The following is a 25099-nucleotide window of genomic DNA, read 5'->3' on the forward strand; positions in this document are numbered from 1 at the left end:
TTTACCGATATTTAACGCTTACACCAACTAATTGACGATGAATAAAGGTAATACAGGCTTATAACTCATTACTGATTTGATAATAGCCAACTAATGGGCAAACCAGAATGGATACATTTCTTGCTTATATGGCGTTACTTTAATCTTTGTTTCGTGTGTATTGATTGAGGTTAAATTACTTTTATTAAGCTTAGCTTTGCCCATTATGCTTTCCTCATCGAGAAATTCCATCTCGATTTTCACCTCAACCATACCTGTATGGGCGGTGTTGAATGCTTGAATATTTTCATCCGTATACCTCTGTTGAACAATTGTAGACGGCATACGCCATCTATTCATAAAACCTGTACTATAAATAACATATTGGGGTGACACGGCCTGAATGAAAGTATGGCTTGATGAGGTTTTTGAACCATGATGAGGCGCAATAATTACATCGCTCTTTAATAACGGAGCCATATGAGTGTCAGCAACAAGTAACTTTTCAACGCGTTTAGAAATATCCCCCGTGAGTAATACACTGCTTGAACCATCACTTATTTTTATAACACACGAGTCATCGTTTTCATCTCCTACGTACTTATCATCATCTAATGGCCAAAGCACATTAAAGGTTAAACCCTGCCAATTAAAAGAGTCACCTTGTGTGCACCTGCTATCGCCTTTTAATTCAGGGTCATTAGCAATCAGTTCAGTAATATGGATGGATTCTTTTAAAACATTTAAGCCGCCAGCATGATCATTATCGCTATGGCTAATAATAACTTTATTTAACGCTGTAATTCCTTTGAACTTTAAATAAGGTAATACCGATGCCTCTACCATATTGAATCCGCTTGGGTAACTTGCGCCTGTATCATAAAGAATTGCTTTGTTATTTTTCTCAATAACAATACTCAATCCTTGCCCAACATCTAGCACAACGATCTTCCAATCAGCATCCTGTTTGTTAGTAATAACCAAATAAGCGATGAATGAAATGCTTATTAAAACAAGAAAACCAGCAGAGCTCTTTTTAACAGACAAAAAGCTGATCACCCCAACAACAGATAATAATAGGCTAATAATTACAATATCTATAAATGAAACACTCACTGTTGCCCAAGGTTGTTCCGCTAAAAATGTTAGCCAAAACCATACACCTTCAATGCTGAATAAAGCGAGTTGATATAAAGCCTCTGATAATAAATGACTAAAAGGCATTATTAATACAGCTAATAATGACAGTGGAATACTTGTAAAACTCATTACGGGTACAGCAAATAAATTAGCAAAAATAGATACGAAGGAAAGCTGAAAGTTGAACAACATCGAAATAGGTAACATAAATATACTTAAACTAAGTTGCACCCAAAAAAGTGATTTAAGCCACGTGCTTAATTTATTTTTACCCACAAAAGTATGCTTAAACCTCCAAGAAGTTAATAGAATTAAACTTACTGCATAAAAAGATAACCAGAAACTGCCACTGATCAAACTCATGGGTGTTGATATAAGTACAATAAATACAGTAAGAAACAACCAAGTAACTAAGCTACATTTAATGCCAACGATCCTGAAAGTCCAAAACAATAAAAGCATGATCAACGCTCTTACTGTGGGTAAAGAAAAACCTGCTAAATAGGCGTAATAAAAAGTAAGACTACAACTCAATAAAACAGCAAAGTACTTAATGTTATTTGATAGGAGAAAGTAACTGATATTAGAAGTGCTACTCATAAACAAACGTAACGGGAGTATTCTTAGTAAAAAATTAATCAACAAAAAGCTACCTGTCGCGATCAAACCGAGGTGAAGACCTGAGATAGCAATCAAATGCTGTGTATTGGTTTTATTTAAAATGGTCCAGATATTAGATTCGATTGTACTTCTTTCTCCGAAACTTAATGCGGTAAGCAGCGGAGATAAATCATGTTCAGGTAAAAGTTTAAGGGATTGTGAATATAGTTTTTGCCGGTGACTCGACGGTGTTTCAAGAGTGAAGTTTTGATTAACCTGCTTATCACGAGGTTTTACTACGTAACCTGTAGCGACAATTTGATTTTGTCTTAACCATACTTGATAGTTAAATCCACCTTTATTAGCTAAACCATTAGGTGGTTTGAACTTTACGTTTAAATTATACCTTCCGTCTTGTTGAATAATTTCGGTGGTTCTATTCCAATTCAATCGTAGAATAAATGGCTGCTCTAATACTTGTTGATTGATGTGTGATACTTCAAAGTTAAATTTATAATTGAATGTGTCATTTATTTTAGGTGAAGGCCCTGATATTCCATTATTACTTTTACCGTTCTTTTTATTATCGATATTAATGACTGTTTTTGAAGGAATACTTTTGACTGTACCTATAACCGTATGTGAAGTACTGAATATTTGGGTTGTGTCTAAGTTATTACGATCCCAAACGGCATTATATTGAAAGCCATTAAAGAGGATCCAAGCTGATCCAAAAAAAAATCCGCTAACAATTCGAGCTCTTTTAGTTAATAAACACGTTATCCCTAGTGCTATAAATAAAATAACACAAAAAAACTGTGGCACTATTGGCATAAATAGTGACAAAATAGCGCCAATAAAAAACGTGATTAGCCACCTATCCATAGTGATTAATTCCCCAAAAATCTAAATTATTGTATATATGCCTAAAAAGTTTCTTAAGCGCTTAATGCCAGATCCCCACTCTATAAAAAACAATAAATATTTACAAATTTTTGGCGGTTTATTACACAACGCGAGTCTTTGGCATTTAAATAGACGCTCGATTGCTAAAGCATTTGCAGTAGGTTTATTTTTTGCATTTGTTCCTGTGCCTTTCCAAATGGTACTTGCTGCAGGTATAGCTATTTTAGTTAACGCTAATTTACCGATTTCACTTGCTCTTGTTTGGATAACCAATCCACTCACTATGCCAGCAATTTTCTATTTGTGTTATTTAGTAGGTACTTGGGTAATCAATGCTCCAGAAAAAGCATTTGAGTTTGATCCTAGTTGGCAATGGGTTAGCGATAGCTTAACAACTATTGGCCCTGCATTTTTATTAGGATGCTTAATTTGCGCAACATTCTTCTCTATTGTTGGCTATGTTGGAATAAACATTATTTGGCGCTCATCAGTAGCAAAAGAATGGCAAAAACGTAAAAACTTACGAATTAAATAGCCGCTCAGCAGATGCCTTTCAGAATAAGGGCTATACTTTAGAATAAGAGCTAGTTATTGTTAATCATCAATTCTAAAGACCGTAATAATGAATTCATTAAAATCTTTATTCTTAGCCTATTTAAATGCTGGGGCTAAAAAACATAATTCAGATGAGACAAATAAGAAAATCTTTATTCTTCATCTGTTTGCTTTAATTGGCACTTTAATCACTGCTGTAGCTAGTGGTTTTGCGTATTCAAATCAAAATTTCCAACTCTGTCTTATCTTATCAATCGTTAGCTTTATTTTTACCTTAGGTCCAATAACACAAAAATACATTAACAATTACACCCTTTCCTCTTCGATCATTTTATATCAAGTCTATTTTTTAATGTTCTATTTGCTCTGTACTGGTGGTGCTAACCAAACAGGACCTTTGTGGATATTTTTAACGGCGCCTGTTACCTTTTTTATCTGTGGTTTAAAGACTGGGATATTTAATCTATCGGTATTTATCATGGTAGCCTCAAGTATTTTATTAATGCCTTTTGAATCTCTAGCTATCGCTTATTACCCATTAGATTTTAAATTACGCTTACTCTCTTCTTTTATTACAGTATCAGCATTAAGTGCCTTGTACGAATACGCACGAGAAAGTTCCTACCGTGCAATGCATGACATGAGCGATAAGTTTGAAAAGCTTTCGAAAATAGACCCTCTAACACAGTTATCTAACCGCAGAGATGCAACACACGTTATTGAATACGAACAACGTCGTTTGATAAGAAACCAAACAGAGCTCAGCATAATCATTTGTGACGTTGATAATTTCAAAAGAATTAATGATGAGTATGGTCATAATATTGGAGATGTAGTTCTTGTTGAATTAGCTAAAATATTTAAATCATGTGTGCGAACACAAGACACCATTGCACGTTGGGGAGGCGAAGAGTTTTTATTTATTCTTCCTTATACCACGTCAATACAAGCAGGCATTACAGCTAAAAAAATACATAAAGCCATTAAAGATAAATACCCACTGTCAAATGAGCATACTTTTGATGTTACCGTTAGTATGGGGATCAGTACGATGGTGGATGATAAAAATATTCAAACGGCAATATCTGAAGCTGATAAAAACTTATATAAAGCAAAAAATTCAGGTAAAAATAAAACATTTACAAACGATGCAGAAATATTACCTGACTAATGATACTTATAGTTGTCCTAGCACTTGTGCTGGGTCTATTTTAGTTGCACTCCAAGCAGGATATAAAGTCGCGACTAAAGAAAGAAACAAGGCTGTGATGACCGTTACATACACATCAGGGTAATGTAAGTAAGACGGTAGAAAATCAATAAAGTAAATATCTGATGAAAGAAAATGAATACCAAAGAACATTTCTATTTCACGAATAATATCCGTTAAATTATTTGCCAAATATATCCCCGAAAATGCCCCAGCAGTAACACCCACAATACCATTAACAAGTCCTTGGATCATAAAACTACACATAATGACAAAAGAGCTAGCCCCCATAGTTTTCAGTATAGCTATATCACCTTTCTTTTCGTTTACCGCCATAATAAGCGTCGAAACTATATTAAAACTAGCAACAGCAATAACAATAATCAAAACTATATACATCACCATTCTAACAAGTTGAATATCGTTAAAAAGATGGCCTTGTTCATTTGTCCAATCTGACACATAAACATAATGATCTAATTTATATGCAGCTTCACGAATAATTTTAGGCGCATTGAATACATTATCAACTTTGATACTTAAACCTTGTGCTTGACCTGGATTGTAGCCCATTAATGTAGATACATTATCAAACTGCATATAGGCATTCATGTCATCAACAACACCACCAAACTTGAATATACCAACAATAGTCACCTGTTGGGTGAGCGGAATAGGAAAGCTTTGATTAACATTATGATTGCCCTGAAGTGATACATGTTGCGGCAACAATAGCTGTACTGAATCACCTAGCGATAAAGCTAATTTTTTCGCGATACCCGCGCCGATAAGAATACCGTTAGGCTCAGACAAGTCATTCCACTTACCTTCAACAATATAATCAGCAATTGATGAAACTTGTTGCTCTAATTTTAGATCAACACCTTTAAGCTCAATGCCTTTCACTTGTCCTTTGTATTGCATCATTCCAGACACGTTGATCATAGGAGCGGCAGCAATAATGTGTTCAGACTTTAACACCTGAGCAGCTTTAGTATTCCATTGAGGAATAGGTGCATTTACACCAATAAGTTGCCCATGTGGAATAACAGAAAGGAACTTGTCAGCTAATGCTTTTTCAAAACCATTCATCGCAGATAAAACCACGATAAGTACCATAACACCTAGAGCTATTCCGACAGTAGAAGATGCCGAAATGAAAGAAGCAAACCCATTACCTTGTCGACTTCTTACGTAGCGTAAGGCTAAAAATAAGCTGAGTGGTTTAAACATTATTTAACAGCTTCCATCAATTTTAGGTGAACCTGGTTTTAATTGACCTTGTGTTAAGGTTAATTGGCGGTCCATTTTACTAGCTAAAACTAAGTCATGCGTCACAATAACAAAGCTTGTATCTAAGGTAGCGTTTAGCTCTCTGATTAACCCATATATCTGCTCAGCTGTATCAAAGTCTAAATTCCCCGTAGGTTCATCTGCCAGTACAATTGATGGGTTTGTAACTAATGCGCGAGCGATTGCAACACGTTGACGCTCTCCTCCCGATAATTCTGAAGGTCGATGTTCAAAACGATGAGATAAACTCACTTTAGATAACATTTCTTGCGCCGCTAATTTCGCTTCTTTGGGCGAAACGCCACGAATAAGTAATGGCATAGCGACATTTTCAACGGCTGAAAACTCCATCATTAAATGATGAAATTGATAAATAAAGCCAATATGTTTATTGCGGAAGCTTGCTCGTTCTTTATCAGATAAGGAGTGAACATTAACATCATTAATAATAACTTCACCTGATGTTGGCGAATCAAGAACACCTGCGATATGTAAGAATGTACTCTTACCACAACCTGAACTTCCAACAATAGCCAAAAGCTCGCCCGAGCTAACGCTAAGGTTTAATTCATCAAGTACTTTTGTTTCGTGCTTACCATTAAAGTACGATTTAGATACTGCTTTACACAGTAAACGATCACTCATTTCTTAAAACCTCTGCGGGTAATGTTTTAGATGCTTGATAAGCTGGATATAAGGTAGCTAAAAAGCTAGTAAATAATGCCGAAGCTATGATGATAATGACTTGATTCACATTCAGATCAATAGGTAAGTTCTGACCAGCAAAAGCAGCGCCAAGAACACTCACACCAATAAGCGATAAAATACTATTTAGATTTACTGTAATTAATGTCCCTAAAACAGAACCAATAATTACGCCCCAAAGACCATTAGATACACCTTGAACAATAAAAATATTTAAAATGTTTTTTCGATTCATACCTAATGTTTGAAGAATTCCTATTTCACCTTGCTTATCGATAACCACCATCACAAGTGCTGAAACGATATTAAAAGCAGCAACAGCTATAATTAAACTTAGCATCAGCCACATCATGTTTTTTTCCATTTTCACTGCGGAAAACAAAGCCCCTTGGCTATCATTCCATGTGGCAATATCTAAATTAGGTAATTCATTATGTATCTGTTTTGACAGCAAATCAGCATTAAAAGCATCATCAAGGTAGAGTCGTAAATGACTAATACCATCGCCCTTCTGCTTCAACAGTTTTGCTCCATAGTTGCTATGAACATAAACAACAGAACCATCGACCTCTGAACCTACGTTAAAGACACCAGAAACAGTAAATGTACGCTGAACAGGAATTCGTCCCATAGGTGTAAAGATAGTTTTATTAGGCAGTACAATACGTACTGTGTCACCTATTGATACATTCAACTTGTAAGCTAACGCTTTACCAATAACAACAGAGTATGGAGTATTATTTAAAGACTCCAGATCGCCTGAAACCATATTAGTATTAATAATATTATGTTGTTCAAATTCAGGAAGAATACCTACAACTAAAACACCTTGTAAGGCTTTGTTAGATTGAATTAAAGATTCTGATTGTAAAAGAGGAGTTACATGCTTCACATGAGGATAACTTAAAAGCTTTTCGCGAGCTTCTTGCCAGTTATTAAAAGTAGTATTATTGGATGAAGGAGACCCACCTGTCGATTTTAGGTCAACAACGATGTGCGGCACTATGCCTAAAATTCGTTTTTTTAACTCACCTTCAAAGCCATTCATCACAGAAACAACGGTGATAAGTGATGCGACACCTAAAACGATACCTGCTATTGAAAAAAAAGTAATAAAAGATACAAAACCAGAGTTTCTCTGACTTCTGCTATAGCGTAGACCAATAAAAAAACTTGCAGGTAAAAACATGAATAGTATTATTCTTAAACAGTTGATTTTATATTATATAATCGAACTATAAACTAAAATTCGATTAGATTGATAATTTATAGCATAACATAATCAAGTGAAACTCTATTATGATTAATAACGCAATTTTGTAATCAAATTTGAATAGTAGAAAACAGCTAAATAAATGTTAATTAATATTTTTTAAGTGAGTATTTGTTAAAAGCCTTTTATACTCAATGAATAAACAAGTGAAGGTTGAACTAATGTCAGACGAACAGATCGATTTAAAATTAAAACAGTTTGATGAATTTTTTTCCATAACACATCAATTCAACATTAATGTTCAACCATTAGTGGATGGCAAAAGTATTCCATATAACGACTTTGTTAATGACATGCCTACTCCGTTTAAACTAGCTAATGATATAGATATATTAGACCAAGAAGCCTTAGCTCCTTTAGGTGCAATATCAGGTATAGCGGGTCAACTCGTTCAATATTTAAATTATCAAGCTAAAAAAATCGATCTACTTGTTGATCACATACTTAGTGAACAAGATAATAAAGCGTTTCGCTTTCAAGGAATAACCTTTGGAGGTGGCGGTATTGAATTTATTAGTGATACAGCACTTTGTCTGAATGATGTTATTGAGTTGAAAATATTCTTAACACATATCAATTGCGCTATATATTGTCATTCAGAAATTATATCTGTTGATGAAAAGTCATTACAAGTTACTGATGGAATTGATGCTGCTAGCAATGAAAAACAATACCACCATAAAGTTATTTTCCGTCACATAAGAGAAGATGACAGAGAAAGACTCGTTCGCTCAAGTCTTCACCTTCAATCTAAACAATTACAGCAGCTCGCAAAAGAGCGTCATAAGCAATCAAACCAATAAGGATGTCATCATGTCAACAATAGGAATTATCATCGCATTAATCGCTTTAGGGCTAATAGTAGGTGGCATTTTATTATTAAAGCAATCAGCTAAAAAATTCAATTTATCGGAACAACAACTTGAAGATATAAATAAACGTAATGTTGAATTAGAACAAGAAGAGAAAAAAGAAGAATAAACTCTTTTTACACATCAACTACGATAAAGCGTTTTGATCAGATGAAAACCAAATTTTGTTTTTACAGGACCATGAACTTTATAAAGCGCTTTTTTAAAAACCACATCATCAAATTGCTTAACCATTTGCCCTTTTTTAAACTCCCCCAAATCACCGCCCTTCTTTTTAGAAGGACAAATTGAATGTTTTTTAGCAAGTGCCGCAAAATCAGCTCCTTTTTCTAATTGAGAAAGTAGATCTTGTGCGAGTTTTTCAGTTTTCACTAATATATGTATTGCGCTGGCTGTTGCCATTAGAGTCACCAAATTAATATTTTTCTTATTATATATTACATCATTCATTAGGATCTGTTGATCTTTCAGGGTTAAATTTTATTCAATTTAAAACGGATTTAATCGCGATGTGAGCTTTGTCTAATAGTTATTCTATTAAAAAAGCGAACAGCAATGAGTAAATTCGTTTTAAATGAACCTAAAGGGCAGCATGTGTTTGAAATTTATACCACGTTATCGTCTGCTCAGGTAGCCAGCTACACGTCTCATACTCTGCTTTGTCTAAATATCAAACATCTTGCTGTAAAAATAATCTCGAAAAATAAACAGACCCTAACCACAAATACCAAAACATCACTAAATTTTAATTAGGTTATTTTGCTCTAAGCTTTTTTCATATAGACTGAGGCAATTTTAACAATTGAGAATATGAAATGGCTTCTATCAATCATTTATTTGAAAGTAATATTAAATGGGCTGAAGATATCAAAAAAGAAACGCCTGACTTTTTCAAGCTCCTTTCAGAGCAACAATCTCCTGAATATTTATGGATAGGATGTTCTGATTCTCGTGTTCCAGCAAATACCTTAATGGGCTTATTACCTGGTGAAGTATTTGTTCATAGAAACATTGCTAATCAAGTAATACATACTGACTTAAATTGTTTATCTGTAATTCAGTTTGCTGTAGATGTTTTAAAAGTAAAGCATATCATTGTTTGTGGTCATTATAGCTGCGGTGGTATTAAAGCTGCTCTTGATGATAAAAGCCATGGTCTTATTGATAATTGGCTGAGACATATTGAAGATGTATATCGCTTTCATAAAGAGCAACTTGATACAGTTAAAGATCTAGATAAGAAAGCTGATTTAATGAGTGAATTAAACGTAATGGAACAAGTTGTTAATGTTTCGAAAACCACTATATTGAAGAATGCTTGGAAAAATAATCAAGAAATTACCGTACATGGTTTTATTTACAATGTGCATGACGGAATTTTAAAAGACTTAAATGTTTCTGTTGATTTAAGCTCGACTAAATAATCATCGCTTGAATTAGGTTGATATTAAATATCTTATTTCAGAATGAAAGTGTAGTTAAACTTATTACTTCACTTTCACTCCATACTCTAATTGATTAAATGTCATCGCCTTTGAACTTAAAACACTAAGTCTAGGGTATGATGATCTTTCAGGGTTAAATTTTATTCAATTTAAAACGGATTTAATCGCGATGTGAGCTTTGTCTAATAGTTATTCTATTAAAAAAGCGAACAGCAATGAGTAAATTCGTTTTAAATGAACCCAAAGGGCAGCATGTGTTTGAAATTTATACCACGTTATCGTCTGTTCGAGTAGCTAGCTACACGTCACAGACTCAGCCTTGTCTGAATATCAAACACATTGCTGTAAAAACAATCTCGAAAGGTCAACAGACCCTAATGTTAGAATTAAAATAATTTATAGCTCCTAATCCGCCATAACTTAATAAAACACGCATAATAGCCATTCTAGTGCCGAGAACTCTTATTAAAGCTGCAAACCAAACACCTAAAGTAAATAAGCTTATATTAGCCCCAATGGAAGGTGTTATTGATCCTTTGATGCGCAAGATACTCTGCACAATAAATGATTACGATCTATGTATTACAGAGTTTATTAGAGTGGTTGACTCTCTTGTACCTAAAGTTATTTATCATAGAATTTGTCCTGAATTACATCATGGCTGTGTCTCCAGCAACAATACACCATTGCGTATACAACTTTTAGGGCAAGAGCCTACGTGGATGGCTGAAAATGCTGTCAGAGCTATTGAGCTAGGCTCTCATGGTATTGATGTAAATTTTGGTTGTCCTGCTAAAGCCGTTAATAAAAGCAAAGGTGGAGCTGTCTTACTCGATGAGCCTGAAAAAATTTACCAAATACTTTTAGCAATCAAGCAATCGATAAGTAGTGAACACCCCCTTTCAGCAAAAATACGTTTAGGCTTTAATGATACTTACCTTTTCGATGAAGTTGTTTCAGCTATAGAGTCTTCAGGCGCTAATGAGCTGACAATACATGCTAGAACAAAACTTAATGGCTATAATCCACCCGCTTATTGGGAATATATTAATAGAGCAGTATCTACAACAAATATCCAAATTAACGCTAATGGTGAGATATGGAATAGTGATGATGCATTTAAATGTATTGACGTATCAAACACTAAAAACCTGATGCTAGGTCGAGGTGCTCTTTCCTTACCAAATATTGCAAATACAATTAAATATAATGAAGAGGAGATGAGTTGGACTGATTTAAAAGAGTTATTACTTGTCTATAGTGACCTTGAGTTGAATGGGGATAAAAGTTTTTACTTCTCTAGCAGGTTAAAACAATGGCTTAAATATTTGAAATTGCAATATCCTCAAGCAGAGCAACTGTTCCAATCTATCAAAAGACTAAAAAACAAAGATGAAATATTACACTTTATCCATACTATAAATTAATACTCCATTAATCCTTACTTATAAGAATATAGAAGATCTAAGCTGACTTAATTAAGTAATACCAAACGGATTAATTTATTGCTCACTTAGCGAGAATTTAAAGGCTTAGAGGCACAGGTTCATAGTTCCAGACTGAACCTAAGCACCTACATCCATGTAGGCGAGGCATTGATTGAAGAGAATGGTTATTCTCGGTAACTGCTCCTGCGTTACCCTAATGTCCTACATCCATGTAGGAACCTTGTCAAAATCAATAACGCGGCATATGAGCCTTTAAATTCTCGCCCTTCGGAAGCTCATTAGCAAACTGATAACATCACAAAATTAAAAAAATATAGAATAACTATGTTTAATCAATTTTGCTTGTTCTAAGCTTGCTAATGTAGCTCTAAGTTGCTCAATAAATTAATCCGTTTGGTATAAATCTAATATCTTAACTCTCAAGACTCTTACCTTAAGCCAATCATCTAAGCTATCTTAATCAGCTAACTCATTTTTTTAAGTGTTTGGTAAATCATAAGTAAAGATTAAACGTTTTAATGAACAACGCCATCTTGATATAAAGCTCACTTTCATATAAAACAAACATTCATTTCTATAAGCCTTTTAAAACCTACTTACTACCTCACGAAACCTTTTAGTCAATTTTAAAGTTTATTGATCTTATACCAAACGGATTAACTTATTGCTCTCTTAGCGAGAATTTAAAGGCTTAGAGGCAAGGCATTGATTGAAGAGAATGGTTATTCACTTGTCAAAATTAATAACGCGGCATATGAGCCTTTAAATTCTCGCCCTTCAGGAGCTCATTAGTAAACGGATAACATCACAAAATTAAAAAAATATAGAATAACTATGTTTAATCAATTTTGCTTGTTCTAAGCTTGCTAATGTAGCTCTAAGTTGCTCAATAAATTAATCCGTTTGGTATTAACTCTAGCTGAGGAAAGTTATTTCTATATATATTGGAAGGACAAGTAAATAGATCGAGATAACTGGAAGTATATTCAGAGGGGCTTAACGACAAAATATGATAATTCAGATATAAAAAAACCAGCATATATGCTGGTTTTTATTAAGCCGCTATTAAGAAGTTAAATAGAAACTTTTTTACGTTGAGCAGTATCCTTGATAAAACCAGACCAGCCTTTTGCAGCTCTCTTAGTTTTAGGATCTTTCATTGCTTTTTCAATCGCATTATTAGCTAATTTGTATTGTTCTAAATAGAAATGTGCTTCAGCAATACTCATGTATAACTGACCTCTATTATCAACACCAAGTTCTAATGCTTTATTGAAAGCAACGATAGAGCTCTTAAATTGCTCATCTTGCTTAAGTAACATACCTTGCTTGCTGTAATATTTAGCTTCATTGGTCATCTTAGCCAATTCGCCATAATATTTAGCCGCTTTATCGATATGTTGAGCCGCATGCCAAGCATTTGCTAAAGTAGATAAGTTTTTATCATCTCTTTTAACTGTACCTGATGCAATATGCTTCTCTAACAAGGTTGCAGATTTAAACGGTATCGCTTTTTGTGAATATAAACTAGCAAGTACTTTAATTTCAGACTCTTTCTCAAGGTAACCTTGTTTATAAGCTAAATCTAAAGTGGCTAATGCCTTATCATAATCTTCAACTAATGTATAAAACTGACCTAATTGTACCCAAAATGTTTTAACATCTGGAAACAATTGAACTGCCGTTTCTAAAACATTAACCGCATCTTTAAACTTTTTACGCTCGTAATAAGAGGTAAGTTTTAAAATGTAAGGATTTTGACTTTGTTTATCACCAAAAGCTGCTATCGCTTTATCAGCTGGAGCAATAACTTTATCTAGTTCTTGTAAAGAATAGTGAGCATTGGCAATTTTCACCCATGTGTCACCATCCGATTTACCAGTAAAGTCCATCCATCGATTATAGTTTACTAATGCTGGTCTATATTTTTGCGTTTGCATTTGTAAATCAGCTACTAACTTAATTGCATCACCATGATCGCCTTCATTAAGGATATCTGGTTTTATTGCCATTTCTAAGTATTTAATAGCTTCTTCTTCTTTATCACCCATAGTTGCATACATGATAGCGATAAAGCGATTAACATAAGCTTTGTCGTAATCTTTCTTAGCATCTATATCTAATAAAATTTGTAATGCACCAGGGATATCATCAGCAGAATACAATTCAAATGCAGCAGCAACTTTTTTACCAACAGATGGGCCAACAAGTTGTGTTGGTCGTTTAGCTTTTTCTTCAGTACCAACTCCTGCTGCAAAAGCAGTCGAAGTTAGAGGTAACTGCATTGCAGTTACCGAAGCAGCAATAACTAAAGATAAAATAACCTTATTCATAATTAGCTACCTCCATCCATTTTAAAGTCTAGTTGAACAGATAAACCAGCTTGACGCATAGGCTTACCATCAACAACTTTAGGTTTATACTTCCACTTACGAAGTGCACGTTTAGCTTCTTTATCAAAAACACGTTTAGGTTGTGCTTCGATAACTTCTACGTCTTCAACTCCACCAATTTCATTGATTGTAAATGAAAGTTTAACCCAACCTTCTTTACCATCACGAGCTGCTTGCATTGGATATTTAGGTTCAATACGAACAATTGGTGTTGCATCTCCATCGCGTCCAAAACCAGCACCCGGTGCAGATATACCTGCATTCGCTCCTGACAACTTAATACCAGGCATGTTGAAACTAATGCCACTTGTATTGTTGTTAGCTTCAGGCTCTGGAGCTTGAGGCTTAGGTGGAGACTTAGGCGGCGGCGGTGGCGGCGGCGGAACACGTCTACGTGTTTCTGCTGACGACTTCGGCGGCGTAGTGTTAACTTCTACTATTATGTTCTCTAATTGCTCTTCCTTGTTTCTATCACCGCTAGAAACAAGAAATGCCATAAATGAAAATAGTACAAATGTTACCCCGGCGCCTAGTAGTATTGATACTAAAAAGCGAACCATAAGTTACCCCTTAGCTGCAGCAATAGAAATTCGGTCTATACCTGCATCTTTAATTGCATCCATCACTTTAACAACAACACCATGTTTAGCGTCTTTGTCAGCTTGAATGATAACAACGTCAGTAGGTTGTTCAGCTAATGCTTTTTCAATGTTAGCGGCTAAACGTTCGATATCTACACGACGTTTATCAAACCAAACTTCACCAGTATCTTTCACCGCAATGAAAATATTTGCTGATTTTTGTTTACTTTGATTCGCTGCTTTAGGTTTATTAACTTCAATACCAGCTTCTTTAACAAAAGAAGTAGTTACAATGAAGAAGATCAGCATGATGAATACGATGTCGAGCATCGGTGTCATATCAATTACTGCTTCTTCGTCTTCACGAGTACGTTTACGTGCCATTCGAATTTCTCTCTAGTGATGAGGTAAACTGTCAACCAGTTTAGCCTTTGCTAGTTTAACTTTAGCGTCTAATCTTGAGCTAAAAAATACACCTGATAATGCAGCTACCATTCCTGCCATTGTAGGAATTGTTGCCATAGATATACCTGCAGCCATTAAACGTGGGTTACCAGTACCTTGTTGCGCCATAACTTCAAACACACCAATCATACCTGTAACCGTACCTAATAGTCCGATAAGAGGACACATAGCTACTAAAGTTCTAATTGTGAGCATACGCTGCTCTAATAATTCTGTCGCTTCGGAGATCCAAGTATCTCTAATACGATGTGCATACCAAGACGTAGTGTCTTCACGTGCATCCCAACGTCCAACGATATCGTCTTTCATTTTTGGGTACACAGATGATAAAAACCAATAACGTTCTATCATCAATATCCACATCAAAAAGAGAGCGAAGGCAACAACATAAAGTACATTACCACCTGTCGCAATAAAACTCCTGACAGATTCTATAAGCTCTATCAGGAATAACATTATTTAGACTCCTTCTCAGCGATTGCAGCAATTAAACCAGCGCTTTGCTCGTCTAATTTTTGAAGTACTGATTTAGCACGACCAGCAATTACACTGTGAATAAGAATTAGAGGTAATGCACAAATAAGACCTAAAGCAGTTGTAACAAGTGCTAATGAGATATTACCAGCCATAATTTTCGGGTCACCTGTACCAAACAACGTGATTGTTTGGAACGTCATGATCATACCGATAACTGTACCTAATAGACCCATTAATGGAGCTATAGCAGCAAACATTTTGATTAAGTTAATACCACGGTCAACTTTTGGAGTTTCACGTAAAATACCTTCATCAAGTTTAAGTTCAAGCGTTTCAGCATCAACAGACTTGTTGTCATGGTAAATTTGAAGTAAACGACCTAGAGGGTTGTTTGAGTTAGGTTGGTCAAGGTTTTTCTCTTGAGCTCTAATCTTAGCACTCATAGAACCTAAAACGATGAAACGTTCAAGAGCAATTAAGATACCTAAGAATAATAAAGCCGTGATAGCGTAACCAACTTCAGCACCTTGATGGTAAAATTCCATTAAAGTACGTTTACGAGTTTCTAGCGCTAAGATACCACCACGAGATGGATCAACATAAACTGGAGCATAACCAGAAGATGTATTGAAGAAGCTTGAAGCTGTACCTGAAATATAGCCAGCAGGTTGCTTAGCTAAAGGTTGAACTTGAGATACTTCATCATTGTAAGTTAAATAACCGCTATCAGAAACTAAGTTAAAAGTACCGATACGAGTTACAGACTCAGTTGACTTAGAACCATCTAGTGCAGTTACTTCAACGTTAAATTGTGAAACTTCACCTGATTGAGTCATTTCAGTTTGTAATGCAAACCATAATTCTTCTAAATCTTCTAAAGCTGGAATCTCTTTAGAGTTAGCGATACGGCTTAATGCTTCACCACGACCTGGGTATTCAGCACTTACAATTGAAGATGAGATAGCACCGAAAGCATCAGCAGCTGCAGAACGACTCACACCGAACATTTCGCCTAAAGTACCTTTAGCATTATCAAGTTCAACTTCTTTTTGAGCTAATGTAATTTCGTTAGCTGCATATTCTTGAGTTAAACGTTTGTTACGAGCATTTTGATTTGCTAATTCATTTTGAGCTTTTTTCAAAAGTGCTTGCTTGTCAGCACGTGCAGCAATAAATTCTGCTTCACGTTTTTTATCAAGTTTAGCTACTGAAATTCTGTCAGCTTTAACTTGGTTTAAAAGGTCATTTAAATCGTTTGCTGAAGCTGAAGCTGCTAATGTAAAAGAAGCAGAAAGCATTACATAATTAAGAAACTTTTTCATTATTTAGCTCCTGCTGCAAATACTGGTAATTTTGTTAAATCCATTGGTAATTGTTTACGTGCCATAGCAATGGTTTCTTTAACTGCTTTGATATATTCATCTCCTAATACATCCCATGAACGAGTATTGTTGTTCCAAACCCATGCATTTTTCATATCTAATGACTGAGCAACGAAAGCAACTCTACCCATGTGAACGAAGTCAGCAGTGATAGTACGATCGCCTAAATCAAGTTCACCTTGGTAAGCTTCAAAAGCTGTACCGTAGTTTGCTTCAATTTCGTAAGCTTCAAGAACTAAACGGAATTGCTCAGAAGTAGTAACGTTTGAGTCACTCATTACTGTACGTAAGCCTGCGATACGATCTTTACGAGTATCAATAGCCATTGGAACATCAAGTTCTACAAACTTTTCTAATGTTTCAATCATTTTGTACATTAATGGAACAACACCTTGTTTAACTTTATCAACGCCGTCAATTTGCTTTTGAAAAGAAGCAATGTTTTTAACTTGGTCGTTAACCATAAGTTGAACATGATCGTTATAGCCAGCTAATACTTCAGCTTCGTCAACTGTATTACGGTATTCACCTAAAAGATCAATGGTTTGTTCATAAATGCTATCGATTTTCTTTTGAGACTGAACCGATGCTTTGAAAGTGCGAGCTTCTGCTGATTGTAAATCAGATAACTGATCTGCAACTGCAAAAGTGCTTGCTGCTAGTGTTATTGCGCCAATCACTGATGAAGCGATAAGGCTTTTTTTACTTAATTTGGACATAGTTCCCAACCAATTGCTATTGAATTTTGATAACAAATATTATTGTTAACGCAAATGAAATTATCTAATTAAATTTTACGCATTACTTTATTTCTCTAGAATAAGAATAATACGATATTCCCAGTTGACACTGGTGTCAACAAAAGAGAATAAGTTTAAAAGATTTTTATAGAAGACTTTCTTTGTGTTTTATAATGTTATACCCAGAAAAATACTACACAAGAATAATATGTTTATCAGTAATTATAATTAAAGTGTTTATCCATAAAACTTTTAGTTTCCACACTATACTTATATTTGCCAGCATATGTTTTACTAATTCATTCGTACTAAGTCAAACATTCTTATAATAAAAGTTAAATAAAAGTAAGTTTTTGGTTATTTTTTCTCATATAAGTACATTTTTCACTCAAAAAAGTATTCATCCCCTCTACTCGTCAATTTCATAATAATGTCGATTTTATGGGCTAAAAACACATTAATTAGCGTCAACTCAAAACATGAGGCGCCTTATTAATTTAATATGATACACTTCCTCTCCGAATTTTTATGAATAGCTAGGAAATGACCTTGACCGAAGTGGTTCTTGATCTTAATACATGGATTACATTATGTAGTATCGGTTTTATAGCCGGAATGATTGATGCTATTGCTGGTGGCGGTGGAATGTTAACTATTCCCGCACTACTTACAGCAGGACTTCCTCCTCACTTAGCTTTAGGCACAAATAAACTTGCAGCTTCATTCGGCTCTTTCACAGCTTCTGTCGCATTTTATAAGAAGAAACTTTTTAATCCCGTGTTTTGGAAATACTCGTTATACACAACAGCCGTCGGCGCAGTTGTAGGTACCTTGATAGTTAATCATTTAAGTACTGGATTTTTAGAGATAGCTCTACCTGTTGTTATCGTATTAACCGCTATATATACCGTATTTTCGAAAAATGTAATTAAAGAGTCAACAGATCTTCCTAAACAAGATAAACAGTTATTTACTAAGCAAGTTATACAAGGGTTAACATTAGGGTTTTATGATGGTGTTGCGGGCCCAGGAACAGGCGCATTTTGGATGGTATCTTCTACAATACTATATAAAATTAATATATTAATTAGTAGTGGATTAGCGCGTTCAACAAACTTTGTAAGTAATTTCTGTAGTTTATTAACCTTTATTTATTTAGGTCACGTAAATTTCATCTTAGGTTTATCGATAGGTATTTTCATTATGTTGGGCGCGCTAGTCGGGTCACATTTTGCTATAAAGTTAGGCAGTAAATTTATTCGTCCTGTTTTCGCAGTAATCGTTATTGGTATGGCTATCAACTTAGCTTATCAAGCTTGGTAAAACACCTATGAAAAATTCAGTTTCTATAGAAAAAATATACCTCATACTTGCTGATTTAGAAGAAACAGCTTTAGCGCTAGATAGTAGTAATAGTAAATTAAAGGCACATTCTTTATTACAAGACTCTCCTATGTTTTCTATAGATTTATTTAATACCAAAAGTGATTTGTTTAATGACTACGTTATAGAAATCAAAAATAAAACATTACAACTTGAACGCTTGATTAAAAATAAAAATGAAGAGTTATCAAAATACCAAATCGAGCTTATTGAAAAACAAATATCATCTTTACATAATGCTTTTCAGTCAAATAAAAATATCCATGATGAAGCCCAAAATCGTTTAAATGCAATGGCGAGTCGTAGATATAAAAAAGCGGTAAAAGCCGTTATTCAACCTACACAAAACCTATATCAAAACTTATCAGAACATCATGAATTTGAACGTCGACTTTCACAAATGCTGCAAGACAAAGAACAAGAACGTGTTCAAGCTTCGAATACTAATTTTGATAAAGTATCTCAAGAGGTTCTCACATTACACCAACGATTAGGTCGATGTAGACAAGCAATCTCAAAAATAGAAACTGACATTGTTAAGTTTGAGAGTCGTAACTAGCCCCTTTTAAAAAATCATATTAATATACACTTCAATAAAATATAAACTTAAATAGCTTTATTCACCAAGTATCAATCTGTTAAATGTTAAATCTCTCTGTTTTCGAATATACTGTCTATACTTGGCTTTAGATGATTAATTTAGGAAACTTTGATGAAAATATCTGACGACATTCATAATTATTATGAAAAATTAGTTTCACAGCATTTTGTTTTAATGAAAGTTGATGAGAAGTATGACGAAGATTTTATTGCTGATCTAACATGTGTTGTACTTAACCAGCTACCTACTCGCTATATTAGACATGAAGTAGACATGGCATTTTATTCGCCAGCCTCTGAACGTTTTGAAATGGAAAGCAAAGTAAAAAAAGCAATAGAAAAAGCGATAGAGTTTATGACATTACATCATACAGAATAAACACAGAGAATTAGAGCCTAGCTATCTATTAATTATAAGTACCATATTTATTAGCTTTACTGATTAACGTAACAAGAATTTAATCAGTAAAGTATTGATAGGACTTACTCAATCACTCTCATATCAAGTCTCTGCACAAATTTTTATATCACTCATTGCTAGTAGCTTCTTCATTGGTAACCTATGAGCGACATAATCACAGCATATTAAGAATACAAAACTAGAGTCCTTAGAGTATCTACCTACTCGTTTAGTACACACTATTTATGTGTACACGCTTTGAAGTAATCAGAAGTGACCAATCAATCCTATTATGTAAAAACCTCATCAGCAATCAATAGTATTTTTCAATCTCAGATCTAGCTTTATAAGTTTTCTTATTTCAAAATAAAACACATTCATAGCCCTCCTATTACAAGTATATCTGAGGACAAACTCACAAAGTGTAACGGCTATAAAAACATTCATTGAGATTATTACTAATAAAATTTAACTTATACGCTAGCTTGATAGTTTTTCTTTCTTCAAGGTAAATTTCGCGTCAATAGCTAGCCTATTACAAGTAAATTTAACGATGATGAAAGTAAAATTAGCTGTTATAGAAGAATATATTAAGCCGAGATCAGGTTATTTAGATAACCTAGAGCCTAAATAATAAGGCTGCCATAATGTTTAAAATCGTTAAAAGGTAATTTAATAGAATGCTGGATACAATAATAGATAATAAAAAGGTTTAAAGATTCAATATATAAAATAGAAACGATTAGAATTTATAAAAAGAGGATATTAGATGGTAAGAAGTGGTGGTAACCAAATCAGCCACACCTCGGCACATGAGTTCTTCGCTGCAGTTGCTTCCTTCCGGACCTGGCTGAGTTCACAAAGTATCATTGCGAGGGGACCGAAGTGGTCACCATAGAGCTTGTTTAACGGCAGGGATTATCCCTAAACCGTTAGCGTGTTGCAAGTACTAAAATCATGATTTGTTTCGTCTGCTTTTTTTTCATACAAATATAAATAATCAAGTATTCATTCAAAGAAGAAATCATACTAAAAGCAGAGTCGATTAATGATCTTTATTAAGTTTCTCGTTAATTTCTAGCAGTACAGATTTAATAATAAGTAAATTGTCTTTACCTATACGAAGCATTAGTTTGTCTGCATCATCTAAAGCTTCAATTTCAGCTGATTTATATTGGTACATAACACTAGGACGAATCAGTTCAGCGCTTTCTTTAGGAAACTCTAAATCTAAAACTTTGGTTATAGAAGCTTGTAACACTTCATCAAACTCTTTATCTGGGTAGCCTAACTCTGAGTATGCTTGAACAATTAAAGGATGTAATTCTTCATACCATTCTACTAAGGTCTCAGTATCTGCAGCTCTAAACAAATCAACATATAAAGAAAAGCGCTTGAAGCTTGCTTCATCAAGTTTAAATACTTGGCTTTCTTCATTTAGGGTATTATCCACGGCCTCTTGTTTCGCAATAAAAGAACTCTTAGGTTTAATAAAAGGGCTATGGCTGTATACAACACTTCCTTGAGCAAAGTTATCTACGAATACAACAAATCTGCGGATCATGTCTTCATCAATCAATAGTTCGAGGAGTTCTTTTCTCCAAATAATGGCTGATAATTTTTCTTGTACCCAAGAGTCACTGTCATCTAATATTGGTGTAATAGGTATGATTTCAGGCTCGAGTAGTTCTTGTGTCGGTATTTCTGTTTGTGATGGTTCATCAGGAAGTGAAGTAGTGAAGCTTTCATCAATGGGCTCGTCAATGGCAGGCGGAAACTCTAAAGGCGCCTCAATAACAACAGGTTCATCAATAATGACAGGTACTTCTTCAATTTGAGGATCAGAGAGTAAAAACTTCCAAGCTAAAAACACACCAAGAACAATAACGATGATTATTGTAACAAGAGCCCATGAGGATGGTTTTGTTTCATCTGAAGACATATTCATAACAACCTTATTTAACTTAAAAACACGTTCTACTAGAGGGTAGTATAATTCGTGCTTGAGATAATCATATTATTATTATGTATCTTTTTGTTTTAAGTGTCTGCAGTTGTTACAAAACAAATTCGACACTTAATTATTTATGTAATAAAACACAAGATTAGCCAGACAATGAGATAATAATATTGTTAAATTTTTACTGTTTTTTTACTTATATCGTATTCGCGAAGTTTATTGGCTATAGCCGTATGGCTTAAACCTAATTTTTTAGCGAGTTGTCGAGTACTTGGATATGCTGGATAGAGCTTTCTCAGCAAGTCAGCTTCATATTTTTTAACCGCTTCGTCTAAAGTCCCTTCGAAGTCTTGTTCTAAATATCCGTGTTCGCGGGTATAAGCGGGCAGTTCGAGATGCTCTATCGCAATCACCTGCCCTTCGATTAAAGATACCGCTCTAATAAGCACGTTTTCTAATTGTCGGACATTGCCAGGCCATGGGTAATATTCGATAAACTCACGACAGTCATCAGACATTGAAAGATTGGTAGCTCCAATTTTAAGTCCTGATTTAGCAATAAAGTATTCGGCTAAAGGAATAATATCAGAACGTCTTTCTCTTAATGATGGAATACTTAAACCTAAAACATTCAAACGGTAATAAAGATCTTCTCTGAACAAACCTTGCGAAACCAGTTGTAGTAAATCTCGTTTAGTTGAACCAATAATACGCACATTTACATTTATTTCTTGTTCATCATCTACTCTTCTAAAATGACCATCTTGGATCACTCGTAATAATTTAGTTTGTAGCTTAGGCGACATCTCACTGACTTCATCAAGAAAGATAGTTCCACCATTCGCTAATTCAAATAGCCCTTTTTTACTTGATGCTTCACCACGTAAACCTAAGCCAAACAACTCAGTTTCAGCCGAGTCATCAGGAAGAGCAGCACAACTTAAGGTCATAAAAGCGTGCTCTGCCCTTTCACTAGCTGCATGACATGCACGTGCTAAAAGCTCTTTACCTGTACCTGTTTCACCTGATAACAAAATAGAAGAGTCAGAAAGCGCCATTCTTCTCGCTTCTCTGATAGCTTTCCTCATCGCACCACTAGTTGCTTGTATACCAGCAAAGTTATTATCATCAATTTGTTTAAGTGCGCTAACCTGTTGCCCTAGCCTACTTTCAGATTTCAAAATAACGATAGCGCCAGCTAAAACATGATCGTTGTCACCTTCACTAACATGTATTGGCATTAAGTCAGCAACAAAGTCTTCGTTATGAAGTTTTAATCGAATGGTTTGCGCTAAAACCTCATGATGATCTAACCACTTATTAAAGTTAAAACCTTTTAGAATACTATTAACTTGCTCGCCAACTAAAGCGTTTTCTCTGTTTCCTACCATTGAGGAAGACAGATTATTGAGCATTCGAATTTGCCCTTTGGCATTTATCGATATGAAGGGATCTGGGAAGTGTTTAAGCAGTGTTTCAAATTCATTTTTTTCCCTTTCAGATGGCATAAAAGGAATAGTTTTTACATCGTCAACTGCATCGATCAAACGTAGTTGTGGCATGATTTGTTGTAGCTCAACAAAGTCTATATTTGGCGTATTAATAAAAACATGTCCAGATTGATGTAATTCAATACCGACTAAATCTATATTATGTTCAACAAATATAGCGGTTATTTCTTGAAGAATACCAACCCGATTACGACAAAATAGTTCTAAGCGCATACAACAAACCTAAATAATGAAGAGACATACACTTTAATGTAAACTAATAGTTACAACAATAAAAATATCGACACTAAGTACATAATTCTTAATATATTTAGCTAAGTTTAGGACGAATAGATATATTCGTCCTGAATCACAAACTTAGAGGTGGGAAACTCTGAACTTCTAAAACACTAGAGATGCTTATAAAAGTTTATCTGTTTTAGCTGCACAAATAAGATCATTCTTGTGTAAACCACTAATTGCATGAGTCCACCAAGTAACCGTTACTTTGCCCCATTCAAGTAAAGTCCCTGGATGATGAAACTCTTCTTCCGCAAGCTCTGAAACTTTATTAGCAAAAGCCCAAGCAAGTTTATAGTTTTTGAAGGTGTACACTCTTTCCAACATCATTACATTGTCTTTAACAATAGGTGTCCAATCTGGGATTTCTTTTAAAAGTACCGCTAGCTCTTCATCAGTAACTGCAGGAGCTCCTGCTTGGCAAGCTTCGCATTTTTGTGTTGATAATTGATCAGTCATTGAATTTATAACCTCTTTTTAATGAGTAAATATAAGTGAGTGTTCTTTAATAATTATGAATATAGTGCTTCATATAAACCAAGTTCTTTGGCTTCTTCAACAAATGCCATAATTTCTTCTACTTCAAACTTTCTAATATCATCTAAATTTTTCACCTTGTTTAAGGTGTAATAAATAGGCTGAATAATATCGATTTTATAAGGTGTTCTTAATACATCTAAAATATTTAGCGGCACACGTTTTACATCTTTACCATAAACCGCATGTTTCGTTTCTTTAGGTGAGGATAGTATGCCTCCACCATATAGCTTAATACCATTTTCAGTATCTAATAAACCAAACTCTACGGTAAACCAATATAAGCGCGCTAAGAATACACGTTGCTCTTTGGTCGCATTAAGTCCCATTTGACCGTACGCTTGAGTGTAATCTGCAAACGATTGATTGGTCAGCAATGGACAGTGTCCAAAAATTTCATGAAAAATATCAGGCTCTTTCAAGTAATCAAACTCTTCTCGTGTTCTGATAAAAGTCGCTACAGGAAATTTACGTTCGGAAAGTAATCTAAAAAACTCACCGAAACCGATAAGTGCATTTACAGGCTCACACTGCCAACCTGTTGTACTTTTTAATACCTTACTAACTTCAGGTAATTGAGGAATTCTGTCTAAAGGTAAGTTTAATAGTTTTAGACCTTGGGTAAATTCATCACATGCAACGCCTTCCACAACCTTTAATTGTCGAGTAATTAATTCATTCCAAATTGAGTTTTCTTCATCAGACCATTCTATAAAGCCATTTTTGTCAGCTTGTCTTGATTCATATATTGTTGATTTAGCCATTTCTACAAACCCTTGTAATTACCATTAACCGAAAATGTTTTTCTATATCGGATGAAGTAATGTGAATAACGTGAGTAACGCAATGACTAGATAGTACGATAGTTTTTTAGGAAAAAGCACTAGAGGGGAATGTGATAGTTTTTAACCAACCCCCAATTTTGTACAGTTTTAATTACAGTTTCGTAATCAAAGAAATACAGA

At 34.6% G+C, this 25099-nt stretch carries 24 protein-coding genes and 1 other RNA gene; 9 read left to right on the forward strand and 16 right to left on the reverse strand.

Annotated elements, in window-relative coordinates; genetic code table 11:
* Positions 1-90: 90 nt before the first annotated feature.
* Positions 91-2604, reverse strand: a complete 2514-nt coding sequence (locus ACPUVN_RS11410) for a DNA internalization-related competence protein ComEC/Rec2 (protein WP_426360204.1) — start codon at positions 2602-2604, stop codon at positions 91-93.
* A gap of 37 nt (positions 2605-2641) precedes the next feature.
* On the opposite strand from ACPUVN_RS11410, the gene ACPUVN_RS11415 reads away from it, so the two are divergent.
* The gene (locus ACPUVN_RS11415; protein WP_426360203.1) at positions 2642-3160 is read left to right on the forward strand and encodes a DUF2062 domain-containing protein; all 519 of its coding nucleotides are present in this window, start codon (positions 2642-2644) and stop codon (positions 3158-3160) included.
* Between the two features lie 87 nt (positions 3161-3247).
* On the forward strand, positions 3248-4351 hold the full coding sequence (locus ACPUVN_RS11420; RefSeq protein ID WP_426360202.1) for a GGDEF domain-containing protein: 1104 nt from the start codon (positions 3248-3250) through the stop codon (positions 4349-4351).
* Between the two features lie 6 nt (positions 4352-4357).
* On the opposite strand, the gene ACPUVN_RS11425 is transcribed toward ACPUVN_RS11420, so the two are convergent.
* The 3 genes from ACPUVN_RS11425 to ACPUVN_RS11435 are packed head-to-tail and all read right to left on the reverse strand — an operon-like array spanning position 4358 to position 7577.
* Entirely contained in the window at positions 4358-5623 is a 1266-nt protein-coding gene (locus ACPUVN_RS11425) for a lipoprotein-releasing ABC transporter permease subunit (RefSeq protein ID WP_426360201.1), read from the reverse strand.
* Positions 5624-5626: 3 nt separating this feature from the next.
* On the reverse strand, positions 5627-6328 hold the full coding sequence (lolD, locus tag ACPUVN_RS11430; RefSeq protein ID WP_426360200.1) for a lipoprotein-releasing ABC transporter ATP-binding protein LolD: 702 nt from the start codon (positions 6326-6328) through the stop codon (positions 5627-5629).
* The gene (locus ACPUVN_RS11435; RefSeq protein ID WP_426360199.1) at positions 6321-7577 is read right to left on the reverse strand and encodes a lipoprotein-releasing ABC transporter permease subunit; all 1257 of its coding nucleotides are present in this window, start codon (positions 7575-7577) and stop codon (positions 6321-6323) included. The genes lolD and ACPUVN_RS11435 overlap by 8 nt, the downstream gene beginning before the upstream one ends.
* A 245-nt stretch (positions 7578-7822) precedes the next feature.
* Here ACPUVN_RS11435 and ACPUVN_RS11440 point away from each other — a divergent pair, with 245 nt between their 5' ends.
* Both ACPUVN_RS11440 and ACPUVN_RS11445 read left to right on the forward strand, forming a co-directional pair.
* Positions 7823-8464, forward strand: a complete 642-nt coding sequence (locus ACPUVN_RS11440; RefSeq protein WP_426360198.1) for a PilZ domain-containing protein — start codon at positions 7823-7825, stop codon at positions 8462-8464.
* A gap of 10 nt (positions 8465-8474) precedes the next feature.
* Positions 8475-8642, forward strand: a complete 168-nt coding sequence (locus tag ACPUVN_RS11445; RefSeq protein ID WP_426360197.1) for a DUF2897 family protein — start codon at positions 8475-8477, stop codon at positions 8640-8642.
* Positions 8643-8656: 14 nt separating this feature from the next.
* On the opposite strand, the gene ppiC is transcribed toward ACPUVN_RS11445, so the two are convergent.
* The gene (gene ppiC, locus ACPUVN_RS11450) at positions 8657-8935 is read right to left on the reverse strand and encodes a peptidylprolyl isomerase PpiC (protein ID WP_426360196.1); all 279 of its coding nucleotides are present in this window, start codon (positions 8933-8935) and stop codon (positions 8657-8659) included.
* 413 nt (positions 8936-9348) lie between these two features.
* On the opposite strand from ppiC, the gene can reads away from it, so the two are divergent.
* Both can and ACPUVN_RS11460 read left to right on the forward strand, forming a co-directional pair.
* Positions 9349-9957 (forward strand): carbonate dehydratase, encoded by a 609-nt coding sequence (gene can / locus ACPUVN_RS11455; protein WP_426360195.1) that lies wholly within the window; start codon positions 9349-9351, stop codon positions 9955-9957.
* Between the two features lie 470 nt (positions 9958-10427).
* Positions 10428-11405, forward strand: coding sequence for a tRNA-dihydrouridine synthase (locus ACPUVN_RS11460; RefSeq protein ID WP_426360194.1), 978 nt, complete (start codon positions 10428-10430; stop codon positions 11403-11405).
* A gap of 1094 nt (positions 11406-12499) precedes the next feature.
* Here the strand turns inward: ACPUVN_RS11460 and ACPUVN_RS11465 are convergent.
* Genes ACPUVN_RS11465 through ACPUVN_RS11490 form a run of 6 tightly spaced genes read right to left on the reverse strand, consistent with a single transcriptional unit; the run spans position 12500 to position 17443 of the window.
* A complete protein-coding gene (locus ACPUVN_RS11465; RefSeq protein ID WP_426369132.1) occupies positions 12500-13759 on the reverse strand; it encodes a tetratricopeptide repeat protein in 1260 nt (419 codons plus the stop codon).
* A 2-nt stretch (positions 13760-13761) separates the two neighbouring features.
* The gene (locus tag ACPUVN_RS11470) at positions 13762-14379 is read right to left on the reverse strand and encodes an energy transducer TonB (RefSeq protein WP_426360192.1); all 618 of its coding nucleotides are present in this window, start codon (positions 14377-14379) and stop codon (positions 13762-13764) included.
* 3 nt (positions 14380-14382) lie between these two features.
* Positions 14383-14784 (reverse strand): ExbD/TolR family protein, encoded by a 402-nt coding sequence (locus ACPUVN_RS11475; RefSeq protein WP_076418675.1) that lies wholly within the window; start codon positions 14782-14784, stop codon positions 14383-14385.
* A gap of 12 nt (positions 14785-14796) precedes the next feature.
* Positions 14797-15321 (reverse strand): MotA/TolQ/ExbB proton channel family protein, encoded by a 525-nt coding sequence (locus ACPUVN_RS11480; protein ID WP_426360191.1) that lies wholly within the window; start codon positions 15319-15321, stop codon positions 14797-14799.
* Entirely contained in the window at positions 15321-16664 is a 1344-nt protein-coding gene (locus ACPUVN_RS11485) for a MotA/TolQ/ExbB proton channel family protein (RefSeq protein ID WP_426360190.1), read from the reverse strand. The genes ACPUVN_RS11480 and ACPUVN_RS11485 overlap by 1 nt, the downstream gene beginning before the upstream one ends.
* The gene (locus ACPUVN_RS11490) at positions 16664-17443 is read right to left on the reverse strand and encodes a DUF3450 domain-containing protein (RefSeq protein ID WP_426360189.1); all 780 of its coding nucleotides are present in this window, start codon (positions 17441-17443) and stop codon (positions 16664-16666) included. Before ACPUVN_RS11490 ends, ACPUVN_RS11485 begins: the two co-directional genes overlap by 1 nt.
* 570 nt (positions 17444-18013) lie before the next feature.
* Here ACPUVN_RS11490 and ACPUVN_RS11495 point away from each other — a divergent pair.
* From ACPUVN_RS11495 to ACPUVN_RS11505, 3 genes are all read left to right on the forward strand, one after another.
* Positions 18014-18787 (forward strand): sulfite exporter TauE/SafE family protein, encoded by a 774-nt coding sequence (locus ACPUVN_RS11495; protein ID WP_426360188.1) that lies wholly within the window; start codon positions 18014-18016, stop codon positions 18785-18787.
* A 7-nt stretch (positions 18788-18794) separates the two neighbouring features.
* Complete coding sequence (gene priC, locus ACPUVN_RS11500) at positions 18795-19406, forward strand: primosomal replication protein PriC (protein ID WP_426360187.1); 612 nt, start codon at positions 18795-18797, stop codon at positions 19404-19406.
* 153 nt (positions 19407-19559) lie between these two features.
* Positions 19560-19826, forward strand: a complete 267-nt coding sequence (locus ACPUVN_RS11505) for a late competence development ComFB family protein (RefSeq protein ID WP_426360186.1) — start codon at positions 19560-19562, stop codon at positions 19824-19826.
* An 810-nt stretch (positions 19827-20636) separates the two neighbouring features.
* On the opposite strand, the gene ffs is transcribed toward ACPUVN_RS11505, so the two are convergent.
* From ffs to phhA, 5 genes are all read right to left on the reverse strand, one after another.
* An RNA gene (gene ffs, locus ACPUVN_RS11510) (signal recognition particle sRNA small type) lies at positions 20637-20733 on the reverse strand.
* Between the two features lie 159 nt (positions 20734-20892).
* Positions 20893-21789 carry a DUF3014 domain-containing protein gene (locus ACPUVN_RS11515; protein WP_426360185.1) on the reverse strand — a complete coding sequence of 299 codons (897 nt, stop codon included), beginning with the start codon at positions 21787-21789 and terminating at the stop codon, positions 20893-20895.
* A 191-nt stretch (positions 21790-21980) separates the two neighbouring features.
* Positions 21981-23531 (reverse strand): transcriptional regulator TyrR, encoded by a 1551-nt coding sequence (gene tyrR / locus ACPUVN_RS11520; protein WP_426360184.1) that lies wholly within the window; start codon positions 23529-23531, stop codon positions 21981-21983.
* Between the two features lie 186 nt (positions 23532-23717).
* On the reverse strand, positions 23718-24056 hold the full coding sequence (locus tag ACPUVN_RS11525) for a 4a-hydroxytetrahydrobiopterin dehydratase (RefSeq protein ID WP_426360183.1): 339 nt from the start codon (positions 24054-24056) through the stop codon (positions 23718-23720).
* Between the two features lie 53 nt (positions 24057-24109).
* A complete protein-coding gene (gene phhA / locus ACPUVN_RS11530) occupies positions 24110-24898 on the reverse strand; it encodes a phenylalanine 4-monooxygenase (RefSeq protein ID WP_426369133.1) in 789 nt (262 codons plus the stop codon).
* Between the last annotated feature and the right edge of the window lie 201 nt (positions 24899-25099).

Source organism: Pseudocolwellia antarctica (assembly GCF_049933045.1).
Lineage (GTDB): Bacteria > Pseudomonadota > Gammaproteobacteria > Enterobacterales > Alteromonadaceae > Pseudocolwellia.

What these genes read in the sequence shown, in the direction of transcription:
- ACPUVN_RS11480 (WP_426360191.1), bottom strand. Translation starts at nt 15,321, where the DNA reads ATGTTATTCCTGATAGAGCTTATAGAATCTGTCAGGAGTTTTATTGCG.
- phhA (WP_426369133.1), bottom strand. Translation starts at nt 24,898, where the DNA reads ATGGCTAAATCAACAATATATGAATCAAGACAAGCTGACAAAAATGGC.
- ACPUVN_RS11490 (WP_426360189.1), bottom strand. Translation starts at nt 17,443, where the DNA reads ATGTCCAAATTAAGTAAAAAAAGCCTTATCGCTTCATCAGTGATTGGC.
- ACPUVN_RS11515 (WP_426360185.1), bottom strand. Translation starts at nt 21,789, where the DNA reads ATGTCTTCAGATGAAACAAAACCATCCTCATGGGCTCTTGTTACAATA.
- lolD (WP_426360200.1), bottom strand. Translation starts at nt 6,328, where the DNA reads ATGAGTGATCGTTTACTGTGTAAAGCAGTATCTAAATCGTACTTTAAT.
- ACPUVN_RS11525 (WP_426360183.1), bottom strand. Translation starts at nt 24,056, where the DNA reads ATGACTGATCAATTATCAACACAAAAATGCGAAGCTTGCCAAGCAGGA.
- ACPUVN_RS11425 (WP_426360201.1), bottom strand. Translation starts at nt 5,623, where the DNA reads ATGTTTAAACCACTCAGCTTATTTTTAGCCTTACGCTACGTAAGAAGT.
- ACPUVN_RS11420 (WP_426360202.1), top strand. Translation starts at nt 3,248, where the DNA reads ATGAATTCATTAAAATCTTTATTCTTAGCCTATTTAAATGCTGGGGCT.
- ACPUVN_RS11475 (WP_076418675.1), bottom strand. Translation starts at nt 14,784, where the DNA reads ATGGCACGTAAACGTACTCGTGAAGACGAAGAAGCAGTAATTGATATG.
- ACPUVN_RS11470 (WP_426360192.1), bottom strand. Translation starts at nt 14,379, where the DNA reads ATGGTTCGCTTTTTAGTATCAATACTACTAGGCGCCGGGGTAACATTT.
- ppiC (WP_426360196.1), bottom strand. Translation starts at nt 8,935, where the DNA reads ATGGCAACAGCCAGCGCAATACATATATTAGTGAAAACTGAAAAACTC.
- priC (WP_426360187.1), top strand. Translation starts at nt 18,795, where the DNA reads ATGAAAAATTCAGTTTCTATAGAAAAAATATACCTCATACTTGCTGAT.
- ACPUVN_RS11435 (WP_426360199.1), bottom strand. Translation starts at nt 7,577, where the DNA reads ATGTTTTTACCTGCAAGTTTTTTTATTGGTCTACGCTATAGCAGAAGT.
- ACPUVN_RS11505 (WP_426360186.1), top strand. Translation starts at nt 19,560, where the DNA reads ATGAAAATATCTGACGACATTCATAATTATTATGAAAAATTAGTTTCA.
- can (WP_426360195.1), top strand. Translation starts at nt 9,349, where the DNA reads ATGGCTTCTATCAATCATTTATTTGAAAGTAATATTAAATGGGCTGAA.
- ACPUVN_RS11410 (WP_426360204.1), bottom strand. Translation starts at nt 2,604, where the DNA reads ATGGATAGGTGGCTAATCACGTTTTTTATTGGCGCTATTTTGTCACTA.
- ACPUVN_RS11440 (WP_426360198.1), top strand. Translation starts at nt 7,823, where the DNA reads ATGTCAGACGAACAGATCGATTTAAAATTAAAACAGTTTGATGAATTT.
- ACPUVN_RS11465 (WP_426369132.1), bottom strand. Translation starts at nt 13,759, where the DNA reads ATGAATAAGGTTATTTTATCTTTAGTTATTGCTGCTTCGGTAACTGCA.
- ACPUVN_RS11445 (WP_426360197.1), top strand. Translation starts at nt 8,475, where the DNA reads ATGTCAACAATAGGAATTATCATCGCATTAATCGCTTTAGGGCTAATA.
- tyrR (WP_426360184.1), bottom strand. Translation starts at nt 23,531, where the DNA reads ATGCGCTTAGAACTATTTTGTCGTAATCGGGTTGGTATTCTTCAAGAA.
- ACPUVN_RS11485 (WP_426360190.1), bottom strand. Translation starts at nt 16,664, where the DNA reads ATGAAAAAGTTTCTTAATTATGTAATGCTTTCTGCTTCTTTTACATTA.
- ACPUVN_RS11415 (WP_426360203.1), top strand. Translation starts at nt 2,642, where the DNA reads ATGCCTAAAAAGTTTCTTAAGCGCTTAATGCCAGATCCCCACTCTATA.